The following is an 18,263-nucleotide window of genomic DNA, read 5'->3' as shown; positions in this document are numbered from 1 at the left end:
CCCCCAAAACAGGAGTCGATCCGATGGCCCAGATCACCGTTCCCAATGCGCAGGCGGATGATCCCTATGGCTATGCCAGCCGCACCCACGCTACCACGATCATGGCCGCCGCGGGGGAGTTCTCCAAAGCGGTCTACCGCGACAGCGGGCTGTCGTTGCGCGAATTCGAAGGCGCGCGGATGCGCACCGCGCAGATCAACGGCTGCATGATCTGCCGCGATTTTCGTGCGGCGCGCGATGCGGCGGGGATTTTTTCCGTCGGCGGCGAAACCCCCGCGCGCATGGTGACAGACAATGGCCCGGCGCCCGACGAAGCGTTTTACGAGCATGTCGCGCGCTGGCGGACCTCCTCGCTGTTTTCCGAACGCGAACGGCTGGCGATCGAATTCGCCGAACGCTTTGCCGAACAACCCAAAGTGCTGAGCGCCGATGCCCGGTTCTGGACGCGGATGCATGCCGTCTATGCCGATGGCGAAATCGTCGATCTGGCACATTGCGTGGCGGCGTGGATCGGCCTGGGCCGGGTGGCGCATGTGCTGGGGTTTGATACAGTCTGCATGAACTTTGCGACCTCGGAACCGGCGCAATGACCACGGGCATATTGGCCGGCCGCGCGGCGGTTATCACCGGTGCGGCCGACGGCATCGGCCATGGCATTGCCCGGCGGTTCGTGCGCGAAGGGGCGGCGGTGATCGTCGCCGATTTTGATGCGACGCGCGGTGCCGCGGTGGCGGCCGAACTGGTGGCCCTGGGCGGACAGGCGCGCTTCGTGGCCTGCGACGTTACGCAGCGCGATCAGGTGTTTGCCGCGGTCGATGCCTGCGTCGATGCGTTCGGCTCGGTCGATGTGCTCGTCAACAATGCCTATTCGGGCGAGGGCCCGTCGCGGATCGAACACAAGAGCGATGAACGGTTCGACGGCGCGCTGCGCATGTGCCTGTTTGCCACCAAATGGGCGATGGAACGCGCGCTGCCGCATATGAAGGCAAAGCGTTGGGGCCGGGTCATCAACATGGCTTCGCTCAACGGCGTCAACGCGCATATGGGCAGCGCCGATTACAACATCGCCAAGGAAGCGGTGCGCGCCTATTCGCGCACCGCGGCACGCGAATGGGCAGGGCACGGCATCTGCGTCAACGTCATATGCCCGGCAGCGATTTCGGCCGCCTACCGCCGCTTTGCCGAAATCGCGCCAGAGGTTGCCGCCGGCGCCGCCGCCGCCAACCCGATGGGCCGCATGGGTGATCCGGAGGCTGACATCGGCGGCGTGGCCGCCTTCCTGGCCAGCGAAGATGCCCGCTACCTGACCGGCAACACGCTGTTCGTGGATGGCGGCGGCCACATCAACGGCGTGCCCTGGGCCCCCGATCTGGGGCCGGAATAGATCTAAAAAGCCCTCCCCCTAAGGGGGAGGGTTGGGTGGGGGTTTACGAGGCCCGAGTGATTCACACCATCGCAGCCGCCGGACACCCCTCCCCAACCCCTCCACTGAGGGGCGGGGCTTTTAGAGCGTCACAAATTTGCAAACGATACAATCGCCAAACCGTACAGGAGACTACCGCAATGACCGACTATACCGCCCGCTTGGGTGAACCGGGCACCGGCGTGGTGATCACCGGCGGCGCATCGGGCATCGGCCTGGCCGCCGCGCATGCGCTGGCGGCAGTCGGTCGCCCGGTGGCGCTGTGGGACATCAATGCCGATGGCGCGATGGCCGCCGCCTCCGCAATCGCCAGCGATTATGGCGTGGCCGCAATCGGCCAGGCGGTCGATCTGCGCGATCCGCAGGCGGTATCACCAGCCGCGCTGGCCACGCGCGCTGCGCTGGGCAGCGTGGGCGGCATCGTCCATTGCGCCGGGACCGCGGTGCAGACCGGGATCGGCGGGGTCACGCCCGACAATTTCGACGCCGGTTTTGCCCTGCACGTGCGCGCCATCCTGCTGCTGACACAGGCGTTCATGGATGATCTGAAGGCCAATCCGGGCAGCGCCATCGTGGCGACCGCCTCGATCAACGCGACCTTTGGCGTCGGCATGATCCCGATCTACACGGCCGCCAAGGGCGCGGTGATTTCGCTGGTCCGGTCGATGGCCGACGAACTGGCCGCATCGGGCATCCGCATCAACACGCTGAGCCCAGGGATGATCGACACGCCCATTCTGGGCGAAATGCGCGACACGATGGAACAGGTCTATGGCCGCCGCATCTTCCTCGGCCGCTTTGGCGATCCGGCGGAAATCGGCCGCACCATCCGCTTTCTGATGTCAAACGAAGCCAGCTATATCACCGCCACCGAGATCGTGGTGGATGGCGGCATCATGCATTCGCAGCGGGCCTGAGCGGCACGGCGCAATTGCCAAGCTCAGCCTATGGCTGGCTTTGTGTGCGCGGCCACCGAAATTGCGGGGCGGGTGTTTTGGCAAATCCGCCAATATGGATCGGTGCCCGAATGGGACCCTGCCCGTGACCGTAGAAGTCATTGCAAACTATCGCAAACGGTGGTCCATCGGGCGCCCTGATCGACGCCGGACCGAACCGATAATGCACGCCGATTTTGGGTGCCCAACGTTGAATGTTGGAAATAAACCGCAATCAAGGCAATGCACGCAATGACTTACGAAGTGGCGAAATTTATTCATATTGTCGGCATCGTCGTCCTGGTGGGAAACGTCACGGCGAGTGCGATGTGGAAATTCTTCGCAGACAGAAGCGGGGATCCGGTGATTGTTGGTTTCTCTCAACGCCTCGTTACGATTACCGACTGGAGCCTGACGTTCTGGGGTGTGATCCTGACGGTCATTGGCGGGTACAGCGCTGCAGCCATCGGCCAGATGAATCTGCTTTCCGATCGCTGGTTGGTCCTTGGCCAGGCGCTGTTTCTTGTGTCCGGGGTCATGTGGGTCGGCATCCTTGTACCGCTCCAGATCCGGATGGCGCGCATGGCGCGCCAGTTTAAAAACGGCGGATCGATCCCGGACGGATACCGCGTCGCCAGCCGGGCATGGTTGGTCGTCGGTGTCGCTGCCACGGTGCCGCTGGTCGCAGCGATGTGGGTAATGGTCATGAAGCCTACCTGACCAGCGGGGCGGCCTGCGCGACACGATGGAACAGGTCCATGGCCGGCGCATCTTCCTCGGCCGGTTTGGCGATCCGGCGGAAATCGACCGCACCAAGCATTCGCAGCGAGCCTAACCCAAATCGGCCGACCCGGCGGAAAGGATCGCCGGGTCGCCCGTGTGAACTTGCCATAGCGCATCGCGCCGCACAATGCGCCAGCCTTCCGTGCGCAGCTCCCACCGGTCGATATATTCCCCATTGGAATCGAACACCACACCGGCCGGGTCGGCCACCCGCTGGTGCCGCGCCTGGACATAGGCGCGGCTGGTGGCACCGTTGCCCTCGACCGTGACGGTCACACTGCCGATCAGGTGCTGGGTCGGGCCGCAGTGGTCCAGAAAGCGGCGCATGTTGTCCACCAGCGCGGCCATGCCGGCGCGTTCGCCCAGGCCGTAATCAAACGTCAGGTCGTCGGCAAACACCGTACCAAAAGCGCCCCAGTCCTTGGCATCGATCACGCGTGCGAACTGCGCCAGCCCTTCGCGCACCGCACGTTCCGCCTGCAGTTCGGGGAGGGCACTGCCGATCGGCGGTGGTGCGGGCACTTCATCGACCACCATCATCCGCGTAGCGCTGCGGTCGAACACATTTTCCTCGTCATCGGCGATGGCCTTCGCCACCGCCGGTTCGGCTGAGCGGGCGAGGAAACGATCATAGCTGGCGCGGCTGGCGAAACGCATTTCGGTTACGCTGTCGAAATCGATCGGCGCCACCGCGCTGTCAAACGCGCCGTCGCGGTCGACATAGTTGCGGGCATAGGCGATGATTTCGGGAAACAGGCTACGGATCAGCGGGGCATGGCGGGTTTCGTAATAGCTGATGAATTCTGCGCGCGACAGGTCGGCGCGGCGGCGCAGCAGGGCGATGGCCTTGATCATGATGCGTTTTCTCCAAAACTGACCACGCTGCGCACCGCTTCACCGCTTTTCATCAGGTCGAAACCGTGGTTGACCTCCGCCATCGGCAACCGGTGCGTCACCAGATCATCCAGGTTCAGCCGCCCGGCGACATAGTGATCGAGCAGGCCGGGCAACTGGCTGCGGCCCTTGATATTGCCCATGAACGAACCCTTCACCGTGCGCCCCAACTGGATCGCAAATGGCACCAGTTGCAGCACCTCGTCATCGGGCGGCACGCCCAGCACCACGGTACAGCCCCAGCCGATGCGCGTGCAATCAAACGCCTGGGCCATCAACCGCGTCTGACCCACGCATTCAAACGCGAAATCGGCGCCCCCGCCGGTCACCGCGCGGATTGCCGCCACCGCGTCGGTGCTGCCGGCATCGACAAAGTGGGTCATGCCAAACCGCCGCCCCTGCGCCTCACGCGCGGGGTTGATGTCCACGCCGATGATCTGCCCCGCGCTCGCGAGCCGTGCACCCTGCACGACATTCAGCCCGATCCCGCCCAGCCCGAACACCGCGACGCTGGCACCGGGGCCAACATGCGCGGTGTGCAGCACCGCACCGACCCCGGTCGCCACCGCACAGCCGATCGTACACGCCAGGTGAAACGGCACATCGCGGCGGATCACTGCCACATTGCGTTCGGGCACCACCACATATTCGGCCAGCGTGCCCAGCCCCGAATAGGCGGAAACCTTGTGCCCGTTCAGCGAAAACGGTGATGGCTGGGTGGCAATTTCGCCCAGGAACACTTCGCAAAGATTGGTCAGGCCCGACCGGCAATTGGCACACGTGCCGCATTCGCCGATGCCCAGCGGCACGGCATGGTCGCCCACGCTGACCGACGTCACGCTTGCGCCAATGGCGCGCACGATCCCGGCGCCTTCGTGGCCGACCACCACGGGAAAGGGATAGGGCGCGGCCTTGCCCTCCAACTGGCTGAGGTCGGTGTGGCACAGCCCGCTCGCCATGATCTGGATCAGCACGTCGCCGGGGCCGGGCGGGGCCAGGTCGAGCCATTCTTCGACCAGCGGCGCGCCCGGGGCATGGGCGACCATCGCACGCACTTTCATGCCTTTGCTCCTGCAGGAAATTCGGGTGCGGGTGCCGCGCGGCCCAGAATCAGGTCGGCGGCTTTTTCCGCAATCATCGCCACCGGGATCGCAGTGTTGCCGCCCGGCAGATGCGGCATCACCGATGCATCGACCACGCGCAGGCCCTGCAACGCATGCACGCGCAAAGTGGCATCGACCACCGCCAGTGGATCGCTGCCCATGCGCGCGGTGCTGGTGGAATGATAATCCGCCTCTGCCGTGGCGCGGATATAGCCATCGATGGCATCATCGTCGTCGTTGGCCACCGCCGCGCCCGGCGCCAGTTCCTCCCCGCGAAAATCGTCAAACGCAGGTTGCGCAAACACCCGCCGGGCGATCCGCACGCCTTCGCGCAGGGCGCGGCGGTCGCGTTCGCTGGCGTTGTAATTCTGGTTGATCACCGGGGGCAGATCGGGATCGGCGCCGGCCAGCGTGACGGACCCGCGCGAATCCGGCCGCGCCACGTTGATATGGGCATAGAACCCGTGCATCGGCACCATTGTTCGCCCGTTGTGCGCAAACAGCGCCGATACCAGCAGCATCTTGATATCCGGCTCATCCAGCGCCGGGTCTGACCGCACCAGGCAGGCGACCGACATCCCCGGATCGGCCAGCGGCCCGCTGCGGGTCAGCAGATATTGCCCCATCGCGATGCCACCGCGCCACGGGTTGAGATAGCGCAGCATCGACAGCGGTTTGGTCGCGCGGTGTTTGACATGCGCCGCCAGATGGTCCTGCAACCCCTGGCCCACGCCGGGCAGGTTTGCGACCACATCGATGCCGTGCTCGGCCAGATGCTCTGCCGGCCCCACGCCCGACAGCATCAACAGTTGCGGCGTGTTGATCGCGCCGGCCGACAGGATGACTTCGCGTGTCGCATGGGCAACGCGGTCCGTGCCCTTGTGCCGCCACACCACGCCGGTGGCGCGCGTGCCGTCAAACAGCACGCGCCGGGTCTGCGCATTGGTCACCACCACCAGATTGGGCCGGCGTTGCACCGGTCGCAGATAGGCCGACGCCGCGCTTGATCGCCGGCCGCGCCCCACGGTCAGATCGACCGCGCCAAACCCGTCGCGGGTTGCGCCATTCAGGTCGTCGGTCAGCGGGTACCCAGCCGCCGCGCCCGCCGCCAGAAACGCCCGCGCAAACGGGTGGTCCTGTCCGGCCCGGCTGACCTGGATCGGCCCGCCCTGGCCGTGCCATGGTGTATCGGCGGGCATGAAATTTTCCAGCCGGCGGAAATAGGGCAGCACTTCGGCAAATGACCAGCCGCGGTTGCCCGCCTGCGCCCACATGTCATAATCCGAAGCAAACCCGCGGTCATAAGTCATGCCGTTGATCGACGATCCACCGCCCAGCACTTTGCCGCGCGGCAGGTACAGCGCCCGGTCATCCAGGTTCCGCTGCGGCGCAGACATATAGCGCCAGGCAAACGCGCCCGACATCATGATCGGCAACAGCCCACCGGGCGCGGTGATCAACGGGCTGGAATCCTTGCCGCCCGCCTCGATCAGCAGCACGCGCGTGCCATGATCGGCGGACAGGCGGTTGGCCAGGATGCACCCCGCCACGCCCGCGCCGACAATCACGAAATCAAACTGTTCGGATGGGGATGCCAAAGTGCTCATATCTCCCTGCTGCCCCGGTCCGGATGGCCCGCTGCGCATCGTGGCGCGTCGGGCGATACTGCGCAACAAACGGGGGCGTGCGCGGGCGAAAGCTGGCGCATCGGGCTTGTTATGGCGGTGGCGGTTCCCTCGCCTGGCTTCACCGGGCTGAAGCTGCGGTGGAATGGTTCAGCGCAATGGCCTGGGCCGCGCGGCGCCCGGAAAAAATGCAATCGGCATACGACAGCCCGCTGACATACAGATTGGAACAGATGCCGACCGCATTGCGGCCTGCGGCATACAGCCCCGCAACGGGCTGGCCCTGGTGATCAAGCACCGCGCCGGTGCTTTCGTCAACCATCAGGCCGCCCACCGTCATGCAGGCAATCGGAAACATGCGCGCATCGACCGACGCGTCGATGGCATAAAACGGCCCGCGCGTCAGTTCGGCCATGTCTTCGCGCGATTTGTGAAACGGGTCGGGCGTTTCACCGCGCGCCGCGCGATTGTACGTATCCATTGTGGCAACCAGCGTAGCGGCATTGCATCCCAGCTTTGCAGCCAGGGTGGCGATGTCCGGCGCCTTGATCGCCGCAAACAGCCCGTTGACGACGGTGATGTCGCGCTGAAAACCAAGCACGTCCTTGCCGAACGCGTCGCGAAAGCTTTGCCGGTAAAGCCGTTGATCCAGGATGATGGTGCCTTTGCCGCCATGGCGTTCGACCATTTCATCACCGATCCGCGCGCCGTACCAGGTTTCGTTGACAAAGCGCTGACCCTGGCCATTGACCAGCATGCCCTGGCCCCACGTGCGCGGCGGGCTGAGAAAGCGCCACGCCGAAACCCGCTCCATCAACGCGGTTGCGCCGCCGGCCGATACCCCCAGCATGATCCCGCTGCCATTGTCGCCGAAAGTGCCGTTGGGCATGCCGGCGGCATAATCGGGCGCAAAATGGCGCACCATGTCGGGGTTGCAGATAAAACCGCCGGCACTCAGCACCACGCCCAGGCGCGCGCGTATCCACATGCTGGTGCGCGCCGTCTGTTCCAGCGCCCGGGCTTGCGCCAGATAGCGATAGCCGCGGGCGATGGTCAGCCGCGCACCGGGGAAGGTGGGCGGCAGCATCGCCATCCACATGTTGGCCCGGGCAATCAGGCGGGAATGCCGCGCGCGCAGCGCCGGGTCGGCAATCCGTTCGATGCGCAGGCCGACCACCCGGCCGGCGGCATCCACGGCCAATTGCCGTGCCTCTGCCTGCGGGTGGAACACCAGCCCGCGCTGCAGCGCGGCTGCGCGCAAGGGGTCATAAATTCCGGCGCCCAGGCCCCAGGCCTTGTTGCCGTTGCGGCGAACGGTGCGGTGGCCGCGCGCGGCCGGCGGGCTGGCGCTGCGAAACGGTTCTGCCAGGCTGCTATCGGGATGGTACAGATAGCGGTCGAGTGGCGGAAAACTGGTCTTGGCCGAATAGAGCGTCGCCGAAAACGGCGCGCCGTGCTGCCGCAGCCATTCAAAATTGGCCACGCTGGCAGCACAGAACGCGCGCAGCGTGGCCGGGCTGACCACGTCGCCCACTTCGCTGGTGAGATAGGTCTCCATCATCGCCGGGTCATCGCTGACCGCGGCCTCGCGCTGGATCGAGGTGCCCCCACCGGCGTAATAGACCCCGCCGTTGGCCGCCGAAGATCCGCCGCCGTCGTAATGGTCGACCGCGATAACCTCCAGCCCGCGTTCCAGCGCGTCGAGCGCAGCCGTAACCCCCGCGCCGCCCAGGCCGACCACCACCATGTCGGCGGTCGCGTCCCAATGCTGCGCAGCAATGTCGTCAATGCGCAATGGCGGGTCAATTGCCAGACCCCACTGCCTGATCGGCGTATGCGGCGCCGGTACTGGCGCCGCCGGTTTGCGGTTCCACGGACTGACCGGGCGAAGGAGTTGATCTGCCGGGACCATCGCACGCTCCATTATATGCGTAGCAAATATGCAACATTTTTACGGATAATGCGGAAAGGGTTGCGCTTGCAACCGGTAAATCATAATGTGGGCCCACAAACCGGTACGCGATCCGTATCGGATGCGATGGAGAGGACATCATGAGGACACTACTCGCCGCAACGGCGCTGTCGAGCTTTGCCCTGACGGCCAGCCCGGCGTTTGCGGCCGATGCCGCCACCCCGGCGGCGCAGACGCCACCCGCAGCGCAGAACACCGGCGACAGCAGCGGCATTGGTGAAATCATCGTGACCGCGCAAAAACGGTCGGAAAACATCCAGAACGTGCCGATCGCGATTTCGGCGGTCGGCGCGAAGTTTCTGGAATCGCGCGGCATTACCTCTATCGATGGCCTCGGTTCGATCGCGCCCAACGTAAAGTTTGAACGTGCGCCGTCGAACAAGACGATCAGCCAGATTTCAATCCGCGGTTCGGTGACGATCAATCCGGCGGTCACGTGGGAACCCGCGGTCGGGCTGTATCTGAACGGCGTCTATATCGCCAAAGCGCAGGGATCGATCTTTGACGTTGCCGATCTGGAACGCGTGGAAATCCTGCGCGGTCCGCAGGGCACGCTCTATGGCCGCAACGCGCTGGCCGGCGCGGTCAACCTGGTGCCAAAGCTGCCCAGCGGCAAGCTCGGCTTCAAGGGTGAGGTCAGCTATGGCAATTACAACGCGTGGAAAACCCGGGCCTCGCTTGATCTGCCATCGTTCGGTCCGTTCTCGGTAAAGCTGTCGGGCCAGATTCAGAAGCGTGACGGCTTTATCAAGCTCGTTCCCAACCCCTTTCCCCAGGCGTTTCTGGCCGGCCCCAATTCGGTTGACCGCACCAACGACGTCGATGGCAAAAGCGGCATGGTGCAGGTGCATTTCCATCCGGAGGGCAGCGCCTTTACCGCCGATTACATGTTCGATTACAGCAAGTTCGATCAGCGGCCCGATTATGCGCAGCTGGTACGCGTCAACCGCAATGGCGACCCGCGCGACATCTTTGACCCCAATTCGGTCGGCTATCCGTTTGGCGGGGCGTTTTTCCCGCTGAATCTTTACGACAATGCCAACCGCCAGTCGACCGCCTCGCTCGATGGCAATCCGCTGTATGAAAAGTCGCGCACGTATGGCCACGCGCTGACCATGGCGCTCGATCTGGGCGATGCCACGATCAAATCGATAACTGCCTATCGCAACCTCAAATGGGCAGACTCGCTTGATCTCGACGGGTCGCCGCTGCCGGTCGCGCTGACTCAGCGTGACACCAGCTTCCACAGCTGGAGCGAGGAATTGCAGGCCACTGGCAAGGCGCTGGACAGCAAGCTGAAATACGTGCTCGGGGTGTTCTATTACAAGGAACTGGCCGAGACGCTGGGGCCGCAAAGCTTCTTTGGCGGCGGCGCATCGTATCAATCCAACTATGGTTCGCACACAGAGGCTTTCGCTGCTTATGCCCAGGTGGACTACAACTTTACCGATGCGCTGAAACTGACGCTGGGCGCGCGCTATACGCATGAGAAAAAGGACATCAGCCGCTATTTCCGCATCAATTATGATGCTGCCAACCACATCACGTCACCGCTGGTGGTGGCGAACCTGGCGTACGGGTCGGTGCCCGATGCGAAGTACAACAACTTCAGCCCGGCGGCGACGCTGGCCTATCAGGTGAACAGCAACATCAATGTCTATGCCCGCTTTGCGCAAGGCTTCAAATCGGGCGGGTTCAACGGCGAAACCAACAGTTTTGGCGCACCGACGGCGGCCTGCCCCAGCGGCGCGGTGGAACTGTGCAAACCCTATCGCCCCGAAAAGGTCGACAGCTATGAAATCGGGCTGAAAACCCGACTGGCCGACGGCAAAGTCATCCTCAACCTCGCCGCGTTCTGGGACGAGCACAAGGATATCCAGCTGTCAGTGTTCAAGGCCGGCGCGGGCGCATCGTCGATCGTCAACAACGCGGCCAAGGCGCGCATTCGCGGGCTGGAAATTGAAACCGTGCTGCACCCGATCGACCCGCTGACGATCAATGCCTCGCTGGCGTTCATCGACCCCAAGTACAAAAGCTATATCGAGGCGGTGAACGGTGTTGACACCGATGTGTCCAACAACCGCGCCTTTCCGCACACGCCCAAAACCACCGCATCGGCCGGCGTCGATTTGCGCGTGGTGCAGGGGCCATGGGGCCGCCTGAACCTGTCGGGCGATCTCAGCTATGTCTCCAGCTATTACACGTTCCCCTATGCGCTGGTGACGGCCAATCCGTCTGACCAGAATGCCAACAATACCAAGTCCAAAGGCCGCACGATCGTGAACCTGCGCGCCGCCATCGCCGATGTGCCGCTGGCCAGTTCAAAGGCGGAAATCTCGTTGTGGGTCAAAAACCTGACCAAGGAGAGCAATCCTTCGAACTTCATCGATTTTGGCCCGGGCTTTGGCGGGCTGACGGTAGGTTATTTCCCCGATCCCCGCACCTATGGCGTGACGGTGGGCGTGAAGTTCTGACAATCTGAAAAATATGGTCAATCAAGGCGCGCCCGGCATCATGCCGGGCGTGACCGTTCCGGGGGAAGAGATACGATGATGTTGCAGGGCAAACGCGCGCTCGTCACGGGCGCCGCATCGGGAATCGGCCGCGCCACCGCGATCCGTTTCGCGGCAGAGGGCGCGACGGTGACGATCGGCGATCGCAACGCCGCCGGGCTCAATGAAACGGCGGCCATGATGGCATCACCGCCGGTGATCCAGCCGTTCGATGCGATGGACAATGCATCGTGCCAGCAACTGGTTGCGGTGGCCGCCGCCGATGGCCTGGACATTGTCTGCAACATTTCGGGCATTCTGAAATGGGGCCGGTCCGAAACCTTTTCGCTCGATGACTATGCCCAGGTCATGCAGGTCAACGCCAACAGCGTGTTCACGATCATCCAGGCTGCGCTGCCGCATCTCATCAAGACCAAGGGCAATGTGGTCAGCACCGCATCGGCCGCCGGGCTGATCGGCATTCCCTATTCGATTGCCTATGTCGCATCGAAACACGCGGTGGTCGGCCTGACCAAAAGCCTGGCGCTGGAATTTGCCAGTGTCGGCGTGCGGTTCAATGCCATCGCGCCGGGCCAGGTCAATACGCCGATGACGATGGAAACTGCCTTTCCCGAAGGCGTGGATTATGCATTGCTGATGCGCAACGCGCCAAAGCTGCTCGATGGATCGTGCGAACCATCGGACGTGGCCGAACTGTTTGCCTTTCTGGCCAGTTCCAAGGCCAGCAAGATCACCGGGGCAATCATGGCGATCGACGGTGGTCAGGTGGCTGGCTGATACGCTGGAAAGGAGTTCATGGGATGGCGGGGGTGGATAGCAGCAGACGCGCCGCCGCATCCCCGTTCAACAGGGCATTGGCGCGGTGAACCACGCGCCAGCCCTGCGCGCGCCGTTGCAGTGTCCAGCGGTTGGCGGCCACGCGGTGCGCGACAAACCCGCCGTCATGGTGCCGAAACACCACCGAATGTCCCCGCGCCACCGCATGATCGCCGGTCAGCGTGATCGCTACCGGCCCCAGCACGTGCGCGCAACCCTGCGCCATCAGCGACCGGTGCACCGGCCCCTCGATCAGCGCGGCAATCTCCGCGTGGCCCTTTGCGGTCGCAAAACCGACCACTTCATATTCGCCATCTTCCGCCCACAGGGCTGCCAGGGCGGCGGCATCGCCGCTGTCGGCCAGCGGGCCATAGTGCGCGATCAGATCGCGGATCGCTTCACGATCTTCGATTGCGCCCAGCCGGGCGGCAAGGTCATCCATCCGTTCGTGCATCTCACTTCCCCCCCGATCCGCAAAGGACCATCCCATGACTGATCCACAAGCGCCGGTTGGCCATCTCGATCACGTCTGGCGCCAGTTTTGCGCCGCGCTGGCCGATGCCGGCGACGTGCTGGCCCGCCCATCGACGCCGACCACCGCGCTCGATCAGGCCGAAGGGCTGCGCTATCTCAGCCGGCTGACCCGCACCGCGCTCAACATGCTGGTCGACAGTTCCGATCCCGATTTCCCGCGCCTGTTCCTGCTGTGCGATGACAAGCTGAAGATCGGCGCCGACAACCCCGACAACCTGTATCAGCAATGCGTGGTGCGCCCCGATCGGACATATCGCATCACCGGCAGGCGCAATACCGTCCCCTATTTTTCGATCGGCAGCAAGGCCAACCGCTATGCCATCGATGGCACGATGGCATCGACCGGAGAAATCGAATTTGCGCAGATGCACTTCGGCCCCAACGGCAGTTTCGAAATCACGGTCAGCCGCGATCCGCAGCCGGGCAACTGGCTGCCGATGGCCGACGATACCTCGCTGCTGATCGTGCGCCAGACCTTTGACAACAAACACACCCAAGTGGCCGCCGATGTGACCGTCGAACGCGTGGGGCCCGGCGCGAGCGTGCCCGCGCTGCTTGATCCGGCGACGATCGAACGCCAGCTGATGGGCGCTGCGGCCTGGGCAAAGGGCACCGCCAACACTTTTGCCAACTGGTCCGAATGGTTTCAGGGCCAGTCCAATCGCATCTATGACGGTGACCAGTCGGTGTTCTGGAAGGCCGGCGGCGACCCCAATATCTGGTACGGCCATTTCCACTATGATCTGCAACCGGGCGAGGCACTGGTGATCGAAACCCCGGTGCCCGAATGCCGGATGTGGAACGTGCAGATCGACAACTGGTGGATGGAATCGCTCGACCATGTTCACCAGAACGTGTGGATCAACAATTCGATGGCCAAGTACGAGCCCGATGGCAGCGTGGTGGTGGTCTGCGCCGATCATGATCCGGGCTGGGGCAACTGGGTCGATCTGGCCGGGCATCGCAGCGGCACCGGGCTGTGGCGCTGGATCAATGCCGCCGAAAACCTGGTGCCGGCGATGCGCGTGGTAAAATTGTGAGCCAGTTTCGCGCTTCCTATGGTCCGCGCGCGCTGGTGCTGGGCGGTTCCGAAGGGATCGGCGCCGCCTTTGCCCAGGCGCTGGCGGCGCGCGGGCTTGATCTGACGCTGGTCGCGCGGCGGCGGGACGCGCTGGCCGGGCTTGCCGCCGCCATCGCCCATGAGCACGGCGTTGATGTCGCTATCGAATGTGCCGATCTGGCTGCCGACACGGTGGATGCCACCGCTGCGGCCCTGATCGATGCGCGCGAATACGGATTGGTCGTCTATAACGCCGGGGCGGCGCATGGGGCAGGGCTGTTCACCGAAAACCCGGTGGCGCGTGAACTCGGGCTGGTACGGCTCAACTGCCTGGGCCCGACCGCGTTCGCGCATCATGCCTTGCGCCGCATGGTGCCGCGCGGGCGGGGCGGATTGATCCTGGTGTCATCGATGTCGGGGCTGGCCGGGTCGGGCCATGTGGCGACCTATGCCGCTGCCAAATCGTTCGAAATTGTATTGGCCGAAGGGTTGCATTGGGAAAACGCCCACCGCGGCGTCGATGTGCTGTGTGCGGTGGCGTCGCTGACCGATACCCCGGCCATGCAAACATCGGGCATGCAGATCGATGCCTTGCCCGGGTTGACCGCGATGGCGCCGCACGACGTGGCCGAAGGCGCGCTCAACCATCTGGGGCAGGGGCCGGTGTGGTGCGCGGTGGGGCAGGCCGCGATCGATGCCGCGCGGGCGATGCCGCGCGCCGATCTGATCGACCGGTCATCGCGCATGGCGGCGGCGCTGTGGAGGCTCGATACCCAACCACACGGCGCGTGATGGCGCGCCGGCTTTCGCTCGATCATCTCACCGTGGTCGATGCCGGCCCGGTGCACCTGGTTGAACTGGCGCGCGCCAGCGGCTGCGACGGGGTGTGCCTGTTTCTGGCGCCGATGGATGTGCTGCCGCTGATGCCGCGCTTTGATCTGTATGGTGACCGGCGCCAGCGCACCGCACTGCAACAGGCGCTGGCTGCGCACGGGGTGGCGCTCGATCTGGTCTATCCCTTTACGCTGACCGGGCGTACCGATCTGGCCAGCTTTGCCACCGCGATGGATTGCGCGGCAGAGCTTGGTGCGGGGGCGCTGAACCTGCTGGTCTATGAGCGTGATCCGGCACGCCGGGTGGATCGGGTCGGCGGCTTTGCCGATATGGCGCGCGGCTTTGGCCTGAATGTGGCGGTCGAATTTTATCCTCCCAGCCAGATCGGTTCGCTTGGCGCCGCCCTTGATCTGGTGGCGCAAGTCGGCCGGCCGGGCACAGTCGGCATCAACGTCGATCTGCTGCACCTGATGCGGTCGGGTGGGACGATTGCCGAACTGGCGACCGCGCCCGCCGGCACGATCCTGTATGCGCAGATTGCCGATGGTCCCGCGCTGGCCCCGGTGGATGCCGCGCACGAGGCATCATCGCAGCGGTTGCTGGCGGGGAAGGGGGCGTTTGACATTGCCGGGTTTGTGCAGGCCTTGCCGCCCGGCTGCCCGGTCAGTGTGGAAATTCCGCGCGATCACCTGGTGGCGGCTATGTCGCCGATCGACCGCGCGACGCAGGCCGTGGCCAGCGTGCGCGCGATGATCCAGTGATCAGGCCTGGCGCAACCGGGCCAGCTCGTCTGTGGTCAACACCAGCGTGGCGGCGCTGACACTTTCGCGCACCTGTGCGGGGCTGGACCCGCCAAAGATCGCAATGGTCTGCAACGGCTGGCAGTTCAGATAGGCCAGCACCACCGTGTTGATCGATACCCCGTGCACGGCGGCCAGATCCTGCACCACGGCCAGCCGGCGGTCGTTGACCGGATTGCCATAGCGGATGGCCAGCGCACCCAGATCAGCACCCTGTGCGCGTTTGGTGAAATAGCCGCCCGATTGTGCGGCATAGGCCACGATCGGCAGGCCGCTGGCATGGATCGCCTCGTATTCGCCTTCGTAATAATGCACATAGCCCTGCGCGGCGGCAGCAGCGACATCGGGCACGGCCAGGCCCCAGAACGTTTGTGAGGCGACAAAGCCCGGCTGGCCCTGTGTCGCGGCATAGGCATTGGCCGCCTCGATCCGCGCCGCCGCCCAGTTCGATGCGGCAAAATGGCGAATGCGCCCGGCCGCGCGATGCGCGATCAGCGTATCGATGATCGGTTCGACCGGCGCTTCCGGATTGTCGGCATGCAGAAAATACAGATCGATCGTTTCGATGCCGAGGTGGTCCAGGCTCTGCATCAGGTCGGCGGTCACATCGTCGGGCGTGACGCGGTTGCGCCAGTCGCCCACGCGCATGTCGAAAAAGCCACCCTTGGTGGCGATCACGAACTGATCGCGTGGCTGCGCCTTTAGCCAGGCCCCGACCGCGCGTTCACTGGCGCCGACCGGCGCAGCGGGCGCCCAGTCACCATACGACCGCGCGGTATCGATAAAATTGCCGCCAAGCCCGGCAAAGGTATCGAGAATGGCGTTCGACTGGCCCTGATCAAGCATCCAGCCCAGCATGTTGGTGCCATAGCACAGCCGGCTGACCACCAGATCGGTCTGACCAAGCGCAACTTTTGCAAGCATCACCGATTGCTCCCTATTCGTCCCAGTGGATCAGATGGCTGATATCGGTGCGCTGTTCCGGGGTGCGGCCGGTGGTGGCGAGGCGCTGCACGCTGACCCGGCCGCCCATCGTGCTGAACTTGGTCAGCACTTCGATCACCCGGTCATAATACGAATGTTCGATCTTCCACACCCCGCCCTCGCGGCGATAACGGTCGGTATAGATCGCGGTGCCGAACGTGTGGTCATCCTTTTCCAGATCGATGAACACGTCCTGCAGGTACCAGATGCCGGTGGCGCTGTTGTCGCCGGTAATGGTGATGTCGGGCATCAGCCCGATGTGCATCGCCGCCGCGCCCGAATGGAACGAATTGGCCAGGAATTCCAGCATCGGCGCACGCCCGGACAGCGACACCTTGTACGTCCCGCCGTTGTAGGTGACCGTCACATCTTCGGTAAACAGCCCCGCCAGCAGCGCCGCGTCCCCGGTGTCGATACCCCGGAAATAGCGGTGTTTCAGCACCTTGATCTCTTCCAGATCGGACAATTGTTGCAGCGTATAGGCCATCGCGATCAAACCCCCGTTTCGCTGGCGAACAGCATTTCGGCCCGCGCCTTCAACGCGCGGCCACTGTCATCGAACGCGCGTTTGACCCATGGCCCGGCAAAGCGGAACACGTGGATGCCGTTGGCGCCCAGAAATGCGTCGGTGGAAATATAGCGGCAGCTGGCCGGACCGGTCGGTTCGATCACCTGATCGCGCCGCGCCGGATAGGGCCAGAAATCGCTGTGGACCATTTCCCACGAAATCATCCGCTCAGGCTCGAACGCGCAGATATATTCGCAATTGGGCACCAGCGTGCCGGGCGCGGCATAGTTGACCAGCGTCATGTGTACCGCGGCGCCCATTTCCAGCGCGGATTCGGCGCGCACACAGAACGGATTCCATTCGTTGTACCGCGGCATATCGGTCAACACCTGCCACACCACCCGCGCCGGCGCCGCGATATCGACCCATTCGCTGACCGTGACAGCATCGGGATCAAAGCCGTTGACCGGATCATCGGCCAGCGTGGCGTGGGTCTTCATCCAGTCGAACTGCATAGTTTTTCTCCTGATCAGGGTATGTGGGAATTCAGTTCAGGGTGGAGCGAGAATGGCTTGTTTCGAGAACCGGAGCGCAGCGTACGTCAGTACGTGAGCACCGGAAGCGCAGAAAACGGCCGTTCGCAGCCCGCCCTGGGCTGAATTACCGCATACCCTAGGCGGCGACCCAGTCGCCGCCGTTAACATCCAGCATGGCGCCCGTGACTTCGGACGCGTAGTCGGACAGCAGGAAATAGACCGCCTTGGCGCATTCGGCGTCGGGCGGGATATGGCCCACCGGCACTTCCGATCCGCGCTGTTTCAGGAACGCGGCGCCGGCCTCTGCGCCCATGCTGTCGGCAAAGCCCTGCAACGGGGCGCCCATCATCCAGCCCATCAGCGCGGTGTTGACGCGCACGCCGGTGCCGCCGAATTCGACCGCCAGATGCCGCGTCAGATGGTTGAGCGCGCCCTTGGCCATGCCATAGCCGCCTTCGCCTGGCATCGGTTTGCGCGTGCACAGTGTCGAAACATTGACGATCGATCCCGATCCTTGCGCCTTCATCGTCGGGTAAACCGCCATCGCCATGCGCAGCGCGCCCGCCGCACCCACATTGAACGCCTGCAACACCTGTTCGATGTCATGTTCGATCAACGGGCCCCAATCGGGGTGGAAATAGGCCGAATTCACAAGGCCATCGATGCGCCCCCAGGTGTCGATCGCGGCCTGTGCGGCGGCCTTGCACTGGTCCATGTCGGTCACATCCAGCGGCACCGCGATCGCTTCGCCGCCGGCGGCGATAATGTCGTGCGCCACCGCTTCGATGGCTGCTTTCGACCGCGCGGTCACCACCACTTTGGCGCCTTCGCGTGCGGCGCCACGGCAGGCGGCCTGGCCCATGCCAGGGCCGGCGCCGGTAATGATCACCACTTTGTCCTTCAGGATCATCGTTTCTCTCCCATTGCGTGCCATTGTCATGGC

18 protein-coding genes are annotated in these 18,263 nt (G+C 64.1%); 9 read left to right on the top strand and 9 right to left on the bottom strand.

The window, feature by feature from the left end; translation table 11 throughout:
- Nucleotides 1-23: 23 nt before the first annotated feature.
- The 4 genes from ABWP89_RS03635 to ABWP89_RS03620 all read left to right on the top strand — a co-directional run bounded on the left by ABWP89_RS03635 (nt 24) and on the right by ABWP89_RS03620 (nt 3,078).
- Nucleotides 24-590 (top strand): carboxymuconolactone decarboxylase family protein, encoded by a 567-nt coding sequence (locus ABWP89_RS03635; RefSeq protein WP_353227305.1) that lies wholly within the window; start codon nt 24-26, stop codon nt 588-590.
- The gene (locus ABWP89_RS03630; protein WP_353227303.1) at nt 587-1,384 is read left to right on the top strand and encodes an SDR family NAD(P)-dependent oxidoreductase; all 798 of its coding nucleotides are present in this window, start codon (nt 587-589) and stop codon (nt 1,382-1,384) included. Before ABWP89_RS03635 ends, ABWP89_RS03630 begins: the two co-directional genes overlap by 4 nt.
- A 179-nt stretch (nt 1,385-1,563) precedes the next feature.
- A complete protein-coding gene (locus ABWP89_RS03625) occupies nt 1,564-2,340 on the top strand; it encodes an SDR family NAD(P)-dependent oxidoreductase (RefSeq protein WP_353227302.1) in 777 nt (258 codons plus the stop codon).
- A 270-nt stretch (nt 2,341-2,610) separates the two neighbouring features.
- Nucleotides 2,611-3,078 (top strand): DUF2269 family protein, encoded by a 468-nt coding sequence (locus ABWP89_RS03620; protein ID WP_353227301.1) that lies wholly within the window; start codon nt 2,611-2,613, stop codon nt 3,076-3,078.
- A 111-nt stretch (nt 3,079-3,189) separates the two neighbouring features.
- Here the strand turns inward: ABWP89_RS03620 and ABWP89_RS03615 are convergent, their stop codons facing one another.
- The 4 genes from ABWP89_RS03615 to ABWP89_RS03600 form a co-directional block, all read right to left on the bottom strand.
- On the bottom strand, nt 3,190-3,996 hold the full coding sequence (locus ABWP89_RS03615; RefSeq protein WP_353227300.1) for a nuclear transport factor 2 family protein: 807 nt from the start codon (nt 3,994-3,996) through the stop codon (nt 3,190-3,192).
- The gene (locus tag ABWP89_RS03610; protein ID WP_353227299.1) at nt 3,993-5,096 is read right to left on the bottom strand and encodes an alcohol dehydrogenase catalytic domain-containing protein; all 1,104 of its coding nucleotides are present in this window, start codon (nt 5,094-5,096) and stop codon (nt 3,993-3,995) included. Before ABWP89_RS03610 ends, ABWP89_RS03615 begins: the two co-directional genes overlap by 4 nt.
- Nucleotides 5,093-6,745, bottom strand: coding sequence for a GMC family oxidoreductase (locus ABWP89_RS03605; RefSeq protein WP_353227298.1), 1,653 nt, complete (start codon nt 6,743-6,745; stop codon nt 5,093-5,095). Before ABWP89_RS03605 ends, ABWP89_RS03610 begins: the two co-directional genes overlap by 4 nt.
- Nucleotides 6,746-6,884: 139 nt before the next feature.
- Nucleotides 6,885-8,558 (bottom strand): FAD-binding protein, encoded by a 1,674-nt coding sequence (locus ABWP89_RS03600; protein WP_353227297.1) that lies wholly within the window; start codon nt 8,556-8,558, stop codon nt 6,885-6,887.
- Between the two features lie 257 nt (nt 8,559-8,815).
- On the opposite strand from ABWP89_RS03600, the gene ABWP89_RS03595 reads away from it, so the two are divergent.
- Both ABWP89_RS03595 and ABWP89_RS03590 read left to right on the top strand, forming a co-directional pair.
- Nucleotides 8,816-11,209, top strand: a complete 2,394-nt coding sequence (locus ABWP89_RS03595) for a TonB-dependent receptor (RefSeq protein ID WP_353227296.1) — start codon at nt 8,816-8,818, stop codon at nt 11,207-11,209.
- A gap of 78 nt (nt 11,210-11,287) precedes the next feature.
- Nucleotides 11,288-12,025, top strand: coding sequence for an SDR family NAD(P)-dependent oxidoreductase (locus ABWP89_RS03590; protein WP_353227295.1), 738 nt, complete (start codon nt 11,288-11,290; stop codon nt 12,023-12,025).
- A 16-nt stretch (nt 12,026-12,041) separates the two neighbouring features.
- On the opposite strand, the gene ABWP89_RS03585 is transcribed toward ABWP89_RS03590, so the two are convergent.
- Nucleotides 12,042-12,518, bottom strand: coding sequence for a nuclear transport factor 2 family protein (locus ABWP89_RS03585; RefSeq protein WP_353227294.1), 477 nt, complete (start codon nt 12,516-12,518; stop codon nt 12,042-12,044).
- Between the two features lie 34 nt (nt 12,519-12,552).
- Here ABWP89_RS03585 and ABWP89_RS03580 point away from each other — a divergent pair, with 34 nt between their 5' ends.
- From ABWP89_RS03580 to ABWP89_RS03570, 3 genes are read left to right on the top strand one after another with little or no spacing between them, the layout of a single operon-like run.
- Entirely contained in the window at nt 12,553-13,638 is a 1,086-nt protein-coding gene (locus ABWP89_RS03580) for a DUF1214 domain-containing protein (RefSeq protein ID WP_353227293.1), read from the top strand.
- Nucleotides 13,635-14,450: an SDR family NAD(P)-dependent oxidoreductase gene (locus ABWP89_RS03575; protein ID WP_353227291.1), complete on the top strand. Its 816-nt coding sequence runs from the start codon at nt 13,635-13,637 to the stop codon at nt 14,448-14,450. Before ABWP89_RS03580 ends, ABWP89_RS03575 begins: the two co-directional genes overlap by 4 nt.
- A complete protein-coding gene (locus ABWP89_RS03570) occupies nt 14,450-15,253 on the top strand; it encodes a sugar phosphate isomerase/epimerase family protein (protein ID WP_353227289.1) in 804 nt (267 codons plus the stop codon). Before ABWP89_RS03575 ends, ABWP89_RS03570 begins: the two co-directional genes overlap by 1 nt.
- On the opposite strand, the gene ABWP89_RS03565 is transcribed toward ABWP89_RS03570, so the two are convergent.
- The 4 genes from ABWP89_RS03565 to ABWP89_RS03550 form a co-directional block, all read right to left on the bottom strand.
- A complete protein-coding gene (locus ABWP89_RS03565; RefSeq protein WP_353227287.1) occupies nt 15,254-16,216 on the bottom strand; it encodes an aldo/keto reductase in 963 nt (320 codons plus the stop codon).
- A 13-nt stretch (nt 16,217-16,229) separates the two neighbouring features.
- The gene (locus tag ABWP89_RS03560; protein ID WP_353227286.1) at nt 16,230-16,763 is read right to left on the bottom strand and encodes a nuclear transport factor 2 family protein; all 534 of its coding nucleotides are present in this window, start codon (nt 16,761-16,763) and stop codon (nt 16,230-16,232) included.
- A gap of 5 nt (nt 16,764-16,768) precedes the next feature.
- Nucleotides 16,769-17,299 (bottom strand): SRPBCC domain-containing protein, encoded by a 531-nt coding sequence (locus tag ABWP89_RS03555; RefSeq protein WP_353227284.1) that lies wholly within the window; start codon nt 17,297-17,299, stop codon nt 16,769-16,771.
- A gap of 157 nt (nt 17,300-17,456) precedes the next feature.
- Nucleotides 17,457-18,230, bottom strand: coding sequence for an SDR family oxidoreductase (locus tag ABWP89_RS03550; RefSeq protein ID WP_353227282.1), 774 nt, complete (start codon nt 18,228-18,230; stop codon nt 17,457-17,459).
- Nucleotides 18,231-18,263 lie beyond the last annotated feature (33 nt).

The sequence above is a fragment of the Novosphingobium sp. genome (genome assembly GCF_040398825.1).
GTDB lineage: Bacteria > Pseudomonadota > Alphaproteobacteria > Sphingomonadales > Sphingomonadaceae > Novosphingobium.
Note: the sequence above shows the minus strand (reverse complement) of the source record. Positions and strands in the feature narration are given on the sequence as shown.

What these genes read in the sequence shown, in the direction of transcription:
- ABWP89_RS03635 (WP_353227305.1), top strand. Translation starts at nt 24, where the DNA reads ATGGCCCAGATCACCGTTCCCAATGCGCAGGCGGATGATCCCTATGGC.
- ABWP89_RS03630 (WP_353227303.1), top strand. Translation starts at nt 587, where the DNA reads ATGACCACGGGCATATTGGCCGGCCGCGCGGCGGTTATCACCGGTGCG.
- ABWP89_RS03625 (WP_353227302.1), top strand. Translation starts at nt 1,564, where the DNA reads ATGACCGACTATACCGCCCGCTTGGGTGAACCGGGCACCGGCGTGGTG.
- ABWP89_RS03620 (WP_353227301.1), top strand. Translation starts at nt 2,611, where the DNA reads ATGACTTACGAAGTGGCGAAATTTATTCATATTGTCGGCATCGTCGTC.
- ABWP89_RS03615 (WP_353227300.1), bottom strand. Translation starts at nt 3,996, where the DNA reads ATGATCAAGGCCATCGCCCTGCTGCGCCGCCGCGCCGACCTGTCGCGC.
- ABWP89_RS03610 (WP_353227299.1), bottom strand. Translation starts at nt 5,096, where the DNA reads ATGAAAGTGCGTGCGATGGTCGCCCATGCCCCGGGCGCGCCGCTGGTC.
- ABWP89_RS03605 (WP_353227298.1), bottom strand. Translation starts at nt 6,745, where the DNA reads ATGAGCACTTTGGCATCCCCATCCGAACAGTTTGATTTCGTGATTGTC.
- ABWP89_RS03595 (WP_353227296.1), top strand. Translation starts at nt 8,816, where the DNA reads ATGAGGACACTACTCGCCGCAACGGCGCTGTCGAGCTTTGCCCTGACG.
- ABWP89_RS03590 (WP_353227295.1), top strand. Translation starts at nt 11,288, where the DNA reads ATGTTGCAGGGCAAACGCGCGCTCGTCACGGGCGCCGCATCGGGAATC.
- ABWP89_RS03585 (WP_353227294.1), bottom strand. Translation starts at nt 12,518, where the DNA reads ATGCACGAACGGATGGATGACCTTGCCGCCCGGCTGGGCGCAATCGAA.
- ABWP89_RS03580 (WP_353227293.1), top strand. Translation starts at nt 12,553, where the DNA reads ATGACTGATCCACAAGCGCCGGTTGGCCATCTCGATCACGTCTGGCGC.
- ABWP89_RS03570 (WP_353227289.1), top strand. Translation starts at nt 14,450, where the DNA reads ATGGCGCGCCGGCTTTCGCTCGATCATCTCACCGTGGTCGATGCCGGC.
- ABWP89_RS03565 (WP_353227287.1), bottom strand. Translation starts at nt 16,216, where the DNA reads ATGCTTGCAAAAGTTGCGCTTGGTCAGACCGATCTGGTGGTCAGCCGG.
- ABWP89_RS03560 (WP_353227286.1), bottom strand. Translation starts at nt 16,763, where the DNA reads ATGGCCTATACGCTGCAACAATTGTCCGATCTGGAAGAGATCAAGGTG.
- ABWP89_RS03555 (WP_353227284.1), bottom strand. Translation starts at nt 17,299, where the DNA reads ATGCAGTTCGACTGGATGAAGACCCACGCCACGCTGGCCGATGATCCG.
- ABWP89_RS03550 (WP_353227282.1), bottom strand. Translation starts at nt 18,230, where the DNA reads ATGATCCTGAAGGACAAAGTGGTGATCATTACCGGCGCCGGCCCTGGC.